Annotated in this window: 6 protein-coding genes and 2 riboswitches; of the genes, 3 read left to right on the top strand and 3 right to left on the bottom strand. The window is 52.2% G+C overall.

Translation table 11 applies throughout. The features are described from left to right. The first annotated feature begins 401 nt into the window (after positions 1 to 401). The 3 genes from Q0482_RS02425 (at position 402) to Q0482_RS02415 (ending at position 5812) form a co-directional block, all read left to right on the top strand. Positions 402 to 1184, top strand: coding sequence for a ZIP family metal transporter (locus tag Q0482_RS02425; protein ID WP_299142901.1), 783 nt, complete (start codon positions 402 to 404; stop codon positions 1182 to 1184). An 882-nt stretch (positions 1185 to 2066) separates the two neighbouring features. Beyond that, a riboswitch (glycine riboswitch) is annotated at positions 2067 to 2159 on the top strand. A gap of 111 nt (positions 2160 to 2270) precedes the next feature. Next, a complete protein-coding gene (locus tag Q0482_RS02420; RefSeq protein WP_299142898.1) occupies positions 2271 to 3695 on the top strand; it encodes a sodium:alanine symporter family protein in 1425 nt (474 codons plus the stop codon). Between the two features lie 429 nt (positions 3696 to 4124). Continuing rightward, a riboswitch (glycine riboswitch) is annotated at positions 4125 to 4226 on the top strand. A gap of 134 nt (positions 4227 to 4360) precedes the next feature. Further along, positions 4361 to 5812, top strand: a complete 1452-nt coding sequence (locus tag Q0482_RS02415; protein ID WP_299142896.1) for a sodium:alanine symporter family protein — start codon at positions 4361 to 4363, stop codon at positions 5810 to 5812. A gap of 770 nt (positions 5813 to 6582) precedes the next feature. On the opposite strand, the gene Q0482_RS02410 is transcribed toward Q0482_RS02415, so the two are convergent. From Q0482_RS02410 to Q0482_RS02400, 3 genes are all read right to left on the bottom strand, one after another. Beyond that, positions 6583 to 7947, bottom strand: coding sequence for a threonine/serine exporter family protein (locus Q0482_RS02410; RefSeq protein ID WP_299142893.1), 1365 nt, complete (start codon positions 7945 to 7947; stop codon positions 6583 to 6585). A gap of 362 nt (positions 7948 to 8309) precedes the next feature. Beyond that, positions 8310 to 9182: a hypothetical protein gene (locus Q0482_RS02405; protein WP_299142891.1), complete on the bottom strand. Its 873-nt coding sequence runs from the start codon at positions 9180 to 9182 to the stop codon at positions 8310 to 8312. A 919-nt stretch (positions 9183 to 10101) separates the two neighbouring features. After that, on the bottom strand, positions 10102 to 10821 hold the full coding sequence (locus tag Q0482_RS02400) for a hypothetical protein (RefSeq protein WP_299142888.1): 720 nt from the start codon (positions 10819 to 10821) through the stop codon (positions 10102 to 10104). Positions 10822 to 11059 lie beyond the last annotated feature (238 nt).

The following is an 11059-nucleotide window of genomic DNA, read 5'->3' as shown; positions in this document are numbered from 1 at the left end:
CACCTCAATAGGAAACTATACGCGAATAGTTTCCTGTCGGTAAGAAACACCACAGCCTGTCACCTCAATAGGAAACTATTCGCCAACAGTTTCCTGTCGGTAAGAAACACTACAGCGTGTCACCTCAATAGGAAACTATACGCGAATAGTTTCCTGTCGGTAAGAAACACCACAGTGTGTCATACCAATAGGAAACCCTTCGCGAATAGTTTCCTGCCGGTAAGAAGCACCACAGCGTATCACCTCAATAGGAAACTATTCGCCAATAGTTTCCTGTCGGTAAGAAACACCACAACCTGTCACCTCAATAGGAAACTTTCCCCCATCATATTGACAAAAGCTCTCATTTAGCCTATCTTATGTACAGAATATTGAAAAATTTCGTACAAAGGAGAAAAATCATGAATATGGATATTTTTTGGGGGCTTTTTATCCCCTTTCTGGGCACTTCCCTGGGGGCGGCCTGTGTGTTCTTTATGCGGGGTGAAATACATCAGGGGGTGCAGCGGGGACTGACCGGTTTTGCTTCCGGCGTCATGGTGGCGGCGTCCATCTGGAGTCTTCTGATTCCGGCGCTGGAGGAGTCGGAGGCTTTGGGGAAGCTGGCTTTCCTGCCTTCGGTTATCGGTTTTGGCGGCGGCATGGCCTTCCTTCTTCTGCTGGATCATGTGATTCCCCATCTTCACATGGGGGCCAGGGAAGCGGAGGGGCCTAAAAGCCATCTGGCCAGGACCACCATGCTGGTATTGGCGGTGACTCTCCATAATATTCCGGAAGGCATGGCGGTGGGGGTGGTGCTGGCAGGTTTCCTGTCCGGCCACGGTGATATTACCTTTGCCTCTGCCATGGCCCTGTCCCTGGGCATTGCCATCCAGAATTTCCCTGAAGGTGCCATCATTTCCATGCCCCTTCGGGGAGCGGGCATGGGAAAAATGAAATCCTTTGCCGGCGGTGTGCTGTCGGGGGCGGTGGAGCCCATAGGCGGTTTCATTACCATTCTTTTGACTTCCCTCATCGTGCCCCTCATGCCCTACCTCCTGTCCTTTGCAGCGGGGGCCATGATGTATGTGGTGGTGGAAGAGCTGATTCCGGAAATGTCACAGGGTGAGCATTCGGACGTAGGGGTCATTACCTTCGCCCTGGGATTCATGGTGATGATGTCCCTGGATGTGGCGCTTGGTTAGTGAGCTGGTGTACTAGTGAGCTAGTGAGCTGGTGAGCTAGTGTTCTAGTGGGACAGTGGGACAGTGAGACAGTGAGACAGTGAGACAGTAAGCAGCTTTCCGCTTACCGCTGCGCGCCGGGCTGTATTCCCGAATGATGGGAGACGAAAGACGACAGACATCAGACGATCAGACGTCAGATATACGGTATTTCTAAAAGCAAGAGGGGGAGGCGCCTTTTGCGCCCGGGTTCCATCGTTCGTGTGCTTTACACCGAACGATGGGATTTCCTCACAGAGCGGGCTGGTTCAAAGGGGAGTATGTAAAAGGTACTCAAGATTGACTGGCCCGGTGGGCCAGAGGGTTCTTACGTTTGACAGACGCTTCGCGTCTGAGGGTTGTGGTATCGCCTGACGGCGATGAGTATAAAAGCTGCCTGTCGGCAGCGAAAATCACTCAACCTCCGACCCTCGTGGAAATGCATCGCAGGCGCGGTTATACGATTTTGCCGCCGACAGGCGGCATTAAAAACTTCATTGCCGCGCAGCGGCAATCCACAACCCTCGGGCCATAGGCCCGTCAAACCTAAGAACCCTCCGGCCGACAGGCCGGTCAATCACAAGAACCTTTTTCCACAACCCTTCTACACAACCTGCGGCGTCAGCCGCGCCCCCTTCCCTTCTGAACCCTTGGGGTGAAGCCCCGTCAACCCTCAAATCCATCAGGCGTGCCCTTTAAAATTAGAAAACGATTAAATATCAAAAACCCTCTTGCAAAATTTGGCAGAGGGACCTATAATGCAAACATCAAATTCATACAGGTGGATGAAACATATGGGAGAAAGCCGAAAGGCTTACCGAAGGAGTAACACTCTCAGGTATCTCAAAAGATAAGTACCGTATGTGGACACACTCTGGAGAGTCTCGATTAAAGAGCGCCGAAGGTGTAAGGATGGAAACGTCCCAATCTCTCAGGCAAAAGGACAGAGAAAGCAGCGTCACACTATTGTGTTCCGCTTTAAGGTAGACAATGCCGGCTTCCAGAGTTTTATTTCTTATGGAATGCCGGCTTTTTGTTATATCTTATTTCAGGAGGGCGTTGTTAAAAATGGATTTGAATTACATGAACGTGTTGAATTCGCTTGATAGTTTTATCTGGGGGCCGCCGCTGCTGGTTCTTCTTGTAGGAACCGGTATCCTGCTTACCATCCGCTTGAAGCTGCTGCAGGTATTCCAATTACCGAAGGCGCTGAAGCTGATTTTCAAAGCACAGAATGCAGGCAGCGGTGATATTGATTCTTTCAAAGCTCTCTGCACAGCCCTTTCCGCAACGGTGGGCACCGGCAACATTGTAGGCGTGGCAACAGCCATCGCAGCCGGCGGCCCGGGCGCCATTTTCTGGATGTGGCTTGCCGCATTCTTCGGAATGGCCACCAAGTATGCCGAAGGTCTTCTGGCCGTCAAGTACCGTGAAGTGGATGCCAAAGGTGAAATCGCCGGCGGCCCCATGTTCTACATCAAAAACGGTATGGGCGAGAAGTACAAATGGCTGGGAACCCTCTTCGCCATCTTCGGCGTTCTGGTAGCTTACTTCGGAATCGGTACTTTTGCCCAGGTGAATTCCATTGTGGATATCACCAAGATGACTATCGGACTGGATCCCATGTGGACAGCCATTATCCTCACTGTGCTGGTCGCAGCCATCACCCTTGGGGGCCTCCAGTCCATCGCCGCAGCCGCTTCCAAAATCGTTCCGGCTATGGCAGTGATTTACTTCGTTTCAACCGTTGGTGTATTGATTTTCTTCGCTGATAAGATTCCTGGTGCTGTTGAAACTATTATTTCCAATGCATTTACAGGCAGTGCCGCAGCAGGCGGTTTTCTTGGTTCCACCATGATTATGGCTATGAGAAATGGTATTGCCAGAGGCGTGTTCTCCAATGAATCGGGCCTCGGCTCCGCTCCTATCGTAGCAGCCGCTGCTAAGACCAAATGGCCTGCGGAACAGGGACTTATTTCTATGACCGGTACATTCATTGATACCATTATCATCTGCACACTGACCGGTCTTACCATCGTCGTATCCGGTGAATGGCTGAACGGCCTGAACGGAGCGGCCCTGACCAATGCAGCTTTCAAAGACGCATTCCCCGCATTCGGCGGCTACATGCTCATGATTGGCCTGGTACTCTTCGCTTTCACCACCATCCTTGGATGGAACTACTACGGCGAACGCTGCATGATTTATCTGGCAGGTACCAAGGGAGTTCTTCCCTACCGCCTCATCTTCATCGCACTTGTTGCAAGCGGCGCATTTTTGAAACTCGAAGCCATCTGGGTTCTGGCGGATATCGTCAACGGACTCATGGCTATTCCAAACCTGATTGCCCTGCTGGCCCTGTCCGGCGTGGTGGTAAGAGAAACTGCCAAGTATTTCGACCACCTGAAGACAGGCAAGGACTACGAAGAATACGTAGACCAGGACCCCAGCAAGGAAGTAAAGGCCAAAATTTCCGCAGATACGGAAAACTGAGCTTTTCAATCGGGCACTGATATCACATATTATTTCCAGGCGGAAAGGTTTTCCCATTTTCCTTCCGCCGGGATTAATATGACACCCCATCCGGCTAAGGGCACCCTGGTGGATAAGCCCTCCTAAACTGATTCATCAGGGAGTGCCGGGCTTCGGGAAGTATCCCTGGAAATATTTCCCGAAGTGGAGGCCCTGCTTTTTCAAAAAATGGTTCCATAATAATTCATGTATGTATAGGATCAGGCGAATGCCTGTGAATATATGCCGCAATGCACGGCAGGCTTCCGTAGGGGGAATTCAGATCTGGTTCCCGAAAGAAGCCGAAAAGCAAAATATGGTGGATGATGTACACTGAAAAATGAGAGCCCAAGGGCCCTCTGCCGAAGGAGTAATACTATCAGGCGTTCAGTAGAACACGAAACTGTGTACGGACACAACTCTGGAGAGTCCCATTCGATTGGGCGCCGAAGGTGTAAAGGGATTTCACCCGTAAATCCCGAATCTCTCAGGCAAAAGGACAGGGCTGGCACGTGGGTAACTCCCGCTATGCATGGATGCATACATACATAACAACCGCCAGCCTCAGACTTTCACACACCATCAGCCTGAGTGCGGCGGTTGTTTTTTTCTCAGAAATACGGGTCAAATGTAAGGGGGATATTATTATGGACATGGCTGCAATCAACTCGCTAGTCAATACAATTGACGGCATAGTCTGGGGCCCGGTAATGCTGGTGCTCCTTGTCGGTACCGGTGTGTACCTCACCTGTTTATTGAAATTCCAGACCTGGCGGAATCTGCCCTATGCAATCCACAGCGTCCTTTCTAAAGAAGCCCGCACCACCAAGCGCGGTAAAGGCGATGTTTCTCCATTCTCCGCATTAATGACAGCTCTCGCTGCTACCATCGGCACCGGCAACATCGTAGGCGTTGCCACCGCCATGTTCTCCGGCGGCCCCGGCGCCCTGGTATGGATGTGGATTTCCGCATGCTTCGGCCTTACCACTAAATTCTCCGAATGCATGCTCTCCATTAAATACCGTGAAGTCAATGCCAAAGGTGAAATGAAGGGCGGCCCCATGTTCACCATGAAGAACGGTTTCAAAAACAAAACCGCCGGCCGTACCCTTGGCTTCCTCTTCGCACTGTTCTCCGTCATTGCTTCCTTCGGTATCGGCAACATGACCCAGGCAAACTCCATTTCCGGAGCCGTACAGACTGTCTTCGGCATGCCTCTTGAAGTCTGCGGCGTCATTCTCACCGTTCTGTCCCTGATTATCATTGTAGGCGGTATCAAGACAATTTCCAAAGTTTCCTCTGTTGTTGTTCCCGGCATGGCTGTGTTCTATATCATCGCAGGTCTCATCTGCATTCTTCTTAACATCCAGAACGTACCTCACGGCCTCTACCTGATTTTCATGATGGCCTTCAACCCGCAGGCAATCGGCGGCGGCGTCCTCGGCACCATCACTGTTACCGTTATGAACTCCATGCGTTACGGCGTTGCAAGAGGCTGCTTCTCCAACGAAGCCGGCCTGGGCTCCGCAGCTATCACCGCTGCTGCTGCTACCACCGATGACCCCGTTCGTCAGGGCTACATCAACATGACCGGTACCTTCTGGGATACCATCGTTGTCTGCACCATCACCGGCCTCACCATTGCTTCCTCCGGCGTCCTCGGCACCACCGATGCCAGCGGCGCACCGCTGAAAGGCATTGCCCTCACCATGGCAGCTTTCTCCACCAACATCGGCGTTATCGGTACTTACATCGTAGCTATCGGCATCATCCTCTTCGCCTTCTCCACCATCCTTGGCTGGGAATACCACGGTGAAAAAGCTTGGGAATACCTCTTCGGAACCCATAAATACAACATGGTTTACAGAATCGTTTTCTCCCTGGTCGTTTACGTAGGTGCTACCCAGACCCTGGATCTGGTATGGAACCTTTCTGATATTGCCAATGCACTCATGGCAATTCCAAACCTCATTTCCCTGCTGGTTCTCTCTCCTGTCATTAAAGAAGAAGTCGTCCGCTTCCAGGGCGTACTTGCTAAGGAAAGAGCTGAAAAGGCAGCACTGGCTGCCAAAGAAGAAGGCGCCAAAGCTCACATCTGAGTTTCTTCTTCAACCCACAGGGACGCGATGAATCCATAAGGTTCATCTTCCATATCGTTGTCCCCCCTCACTTCTCCGGAAGTGAGAAACAACCCCTATCCTGCTCCTCTGAATTCCGGCAGGATAGGGGATATTTTTTGCCTTTTTTATGAAATAGGAGTGGAAAGTTTCTTGGAGGCGCCGCAGGCGGCTATACTACCTAAAGTGACGATAAATACTGATAAGCAGAAGACCTGAGACTATCAGACGGAGGTATGAGGTAAATGCCCAGCGCCCATAGTGCCCCCGCTTGCGGGGGAAAGGTGGTGGCGTCAGCCACCAAAGGGGGAGCCGCCGAAGGCGGCTGTTTTGCTGGAAGTGACGGTATTGCCGGTAAATACTAATGAGCGGGAGATGGGATACTCTGCCTTTCCCGCCGACCGGGATTCTTCGCCTGCGGCTCGGAATGACGGAGTCAGGCAGGAAGAGGAAAGCACGTAACGCAGGCTCCTTCCTTTGGTGGCAATCCTGCATAGGATTGCCAAGTCGGGCAAAGTTGGCCCTTAGCCTGCCCATAAAAGGGCCTTCCTTTTGGTTGCCCGACCGGAATGGAGCTGCCCGACAGGGCTGAGGATAGGTCCGAATCACATGTAACGCCGATTTTATAAACATTGCCCGAAGGCGGCTACAACCTTCGGGGCGAAGCCCCCGTTCACCTTCCCCTCTGAACCCTTTGAACCAGCCCGCCAAAGGCGGGGAACCTTCTGAACCCGGGCGGCTTTGCCGCCCCATTATCCTCTCCCGCTGGCCTTGTCCAGATCAGCCGCAGCCTTCGCTTCTTCCCTGTTTCCATCCCGTTTCATCAAAAGTTTCTGCAGCTTTTTCCGCTTCCCCCTTTCGATGTACTGATGGGCCAGCACGTCCGGCAGGGTGGCGCCCAGGGAGATGCCCAGCAGCACCAGCATGGCCTCCACCCCGGTCTGCAGGGCGAGAAGGAGCGCCATGCCGTCCATATGCTGGATATCGATGATGGCAAAGAAGAACCGGTACATGAGCACTCCTGGCACCAGAGGGATGATGGCCGGTATGGTGACCACGAAAACCGGAGCGTGGAAGTACTTGGAAATACTGAAATAAAGGAGGGACAGCACGGCGGCGCCGAAGAAAGAGGAGCTGGCCATGCCGAAGTGGAAGACCACCATGAATACATCCCGCACATCCACCGTAATAATAGCCCCCAGGCAGGCCAGGGGGATATACCGTTTGGGGATATTGAACATGACGGAAAATCCCAGGGCCGCCATGGCTGCCGCCAGGGCCTGGGCCAGGTACAGGTGCTCCGGCGCAATATTCACCGCCGTAAAGCTGGGCACATGGGTGAGCCCCACAGCCCCTGCAATGCCGAAGGTCATGGCCAGCATGATAAGAAGGGTATGGGTCATGCGGGTCATGCCGGAGGTGAGGTAATTGTTCAGGAAATCGTCCACTGCGTTGATGAGGGGCACCCCCGGTATGAGGGTGAGGGCGCAGGCCACAATGGGCAGGAAGGGGGAAATGGCACCGGGCAGGTACATGGTGAAATAGGCGGTAATGGTGGCCGCAAAAGCGGAGGCGGCAATGGTGACATAGCCGTTGAACTCTATGCGGGTGCATGCATATTTCACCAGCGCCCCGATGATGGCCGCCAGCATGGTATAAAGAGCCTCCACCTCGTGGCCGCCGAAAATAAGGCAGAAAGCGGAGGACGCCAGGCCGATGGCCAGGATGGCCAGCCATTCCGGGTAGATCCGGTTCGTGCAGTTCTCGCGGATTTCATGGAGCCGGTTCACAAATACCCCGTAGGGTTCATTCTCATAGAGAGCCTCCCGGCTGGTCTTGCTTGTCTGAAGGAAAGTGAGCATATTCACCCCGTGACGGTAGCACTTGCGGAACATGGTGTGAGTCCTCTTCCCGTCATCCACATTGATCATAATGGTGGAATAGGTAATGTGGATCTGCACATCCTCCCAGTAAATGCCTAAATAAGCGGCGGTCTGCAGCATATCCCGCACAATCCGCTTGCTGCCGGCGCCACTTTCCATCATCATCTGCCCCGTATCCAGGATGAGCTTCATCTTATCCCGGATGGTCAGGGTGTTTTTATCATTATTTTCCAATATAAGACTTCCTTTTTTAAATTTGAAGCAAAAGGATGAATACCTGTATCTCCGCATGCAAAAAAAGGCCACTGCTATGCCGCAGATTGTGTTAAGGTTGATTCTGCTTTACTCATGGGGAAGAGGAAAGACATAGCGGTGGAAAGGGAATGCTGTCGATAGGCGACATTATAAAAACTCAGCCCTGGGTGATACCACAACCCTCTGCACCTTTTTCCGCAACCCTTCTACACAACCTGCCTGCGCCAGCAGGCCACAACCCACGGCGAAGCCGTGCCCCTTTGTGCCCAAAGGGCGCCGAACCTTAAGAACCTTAAGAACCCTCGCCCGCAAAGCGGGCGTCAACATTCCCTGCTGAACCCTTACAGCCTGGTATTCTGGATAAAATCGATATATTCCTTATACTGCTTCGCCATTTCATAATCGTGGAGAGGGAAGCACTCACTGAGCCAGCGGATAAGAAGCCAGGCGCAGCCGAAGAAGACCAGAAACTGGAGAAGACGGTGGATACAGGAATAGGATTTCCTCGTTTTCTTTACCCAGCGGGGAGAAAGAGCATAGGCACTGTCGTAAATCCACTGCCAGTACAGCACCACAAAAGCCACAAGCCCCGCCCCCATGAGAAGGAGATTCATGAGACCCACATGGGGCAGGACAATGCGGTAAAACCAGCGCACCGGCTGGTTGATGGCAAAAAACATTTCCTTCGGCGACATCATGATGCCCATGAACTCATAATGCATGAGGAACATGAAAGCGCTGAAAGAAAAGAAACACACCGCCGAAAGGCAGATCAGCGTTGCCAGCTTCCGCCCCACATACACCCGGCAGATTACATTCATCATAAAGAAAATCAGAAGGAGCGTGCCGATGGCGGTGAGAAAATAGGGACTCAGATGATTAAAGGAAGGATCCTTCATGCCGTTCACCGCATGGGTGAGCACATAGGGGAAAATGAAAATCCATGAAAAGAAGGGAATATACCCGATGCGCCAGAAAGGATGGAGGAGACTCTTCCCCGTCATGAGCTCCGTCAGGAAAATCAGAAGGAAACACTCCCCCATATTCCGCCCGAACCGGTACCACTGGAAAAGCCCCGTAATTCCCAAAATATCATAATAGACAGAAACGATGAGAAGCAGGCAGAAAGCGCCGGCCAGATATATGGCCAGCTCCCTCATGGAAATATCCTGCCACCAGGCGATAAACTTTTCCTTCTCCTGTTCCAGAAACATAGTTCCCCTCTCCCTCATACTATACTTGATTCTAGTATAGAGAAACAGAGCCCCCGCGGCAAGAGGCCAATTTCCGGCGGCAAGAGGGGAGGACATGGGGATGTGAATAACAATAGTGTCAAGTCGGACAGGAGACTATATGCGAATAGTTTCCTGTCGGTAAGAAATGCCAATGGCGCCACGCCGAGTAGGAAACCATTTGCGAAAAGTTTCCTGTCGGCAAGAAACACAGAAGTGTCACGCCGAGTAGGAAACTATACGCGAAAAGTTTCCTGTCGGCAAGAAGCACCAATGGAGCCACGCCGAACAGGAAACTATACGCCAAAAGTTTCCTGTCGGTAAGAAGTACCAATGGAGCCACGCCGAATAGGAAACTATTTGCGAAAAGTTTCCTGTCGGTAAGAAATGCCAATGGCGCCACGCCGAGTAGGAAACTATACGCGAAAAGTTTCCTGTCGGTAAGAAATGCCAATGGAGTCATGCCGGGTAGGAAACCATTTGCGAATAGTTTCCTGTCGGTAAGAAATGCCAATGGAGCCACGCCGAATAGGAAACTATTTGCGAATAGTTTCCTGCCGGTAAGAAGCACCAATGGAGCCACGCCGAACAGGAAACTATACGCCAAAAGTTTCCTGTCGGTAAGAAATACCAATGGCGCCACGCCGAACAGGAAACTATATGCGAATAGTTTCCTGTCGGTAAGAAACACCAGTGGCGTCAAGCCGAACAGGAAACTATACGCGAAAAGTTTCCTGTCGGCAAGAAACACCAGTGGCGCCACGCCGGGTAGGAAACCATTCGCGAAAAGTTACCTGTCGGTATGAAACACCAGCAGCGCCACGCCGAGCAGCCCCCCACGCAAAAAGTTTCCCGCCGTCGTGAACCCCATGGGTTCCTCGTCGGACAGGAAACTTTTGAATCATTTCATATAATCATAAATCTTTCTTACCGATTCGATATCCTTCATCCGGAAGGGGGAGAGGAAATGCACCAGGCCGCCGATGAAGCCATGGCTTTTCAGGAACCGGCGGGCCTCCTCTATAGTTTCCGTGCCGCCGTTTTCCTCATAGCCCCTTCGCACCGCTGCCACCCGGGATTTTTCCTCCCGATAATTCTCCCGGCAGATGCCCTGGAGAAGAAGAAGGAAATCGATGGCTTTCAGCGTCTCCCGGTTCCGTGAATAGAGCCGGTTCTCCCAGTCCAGAAACGTGAGCCTTCCGTCCCGATAGGTAATATCCCGAAGCGCCGGACGGCCGTGGATAATATGGTCATGGTGGAGAGCAGCCAGGGCGGCGCCCGTTTCCTCCAGAATGGCCTCCTTCTCCTCCTCCGGCCGTTTGGAGCCCAGAATATTCTTCAGCGTAGGCCCGCCGTCCAGAGTCACCATATAATCCGGCGTCAGGAGCACCACATCCGGAACCAGCTCACTATGAAACCGGCCGGCAATGGTCATGCGGGCGATTTCATAATAAAACTCCTTCTCCACCGAATACTTCACCAGCTGATTCCGCCCGTTTCCCAGCTTCCGCTTGATCCAGTACTTCTGCCCCTCCAGAGTGAAATCAATAATCCGCTCCTTCGGATTTTCCCGGATCAGCTGCTCCGCCATACCACGGATTCTCTCCGCCTCCATCATCATCCCTCTTTTCTTTATAGTGTATTTAATATATTTAAACTATTGTAACAGACATGGAAAGATTTTGTAAGGAATAAGTTGGTGAGGCTGGAGTCAAAGGAGGAGGGGACGGAAGAGTCATTGGCGGTGATGGGTTAGGGAGTGAAAGGTTCTTAAGATGGACAAGCCCTGCGGGCTTGAGGGTTGTGGTATCGCCGCCTTCAGCGGCGATGAATATAGTTAAAACTATACAACCGCCCTA

The organism is uncultured Dialister sp., assembly GCF_937959425.1.
Classification (GTDB): domain Bacteria; phylum Bacillota; class Negativicutes; order Veillonellales; family Dialisteraceae; genus Dialister.
This window is presented reverse-complemented; position numbering and strand designations above follow the sequence as displayed.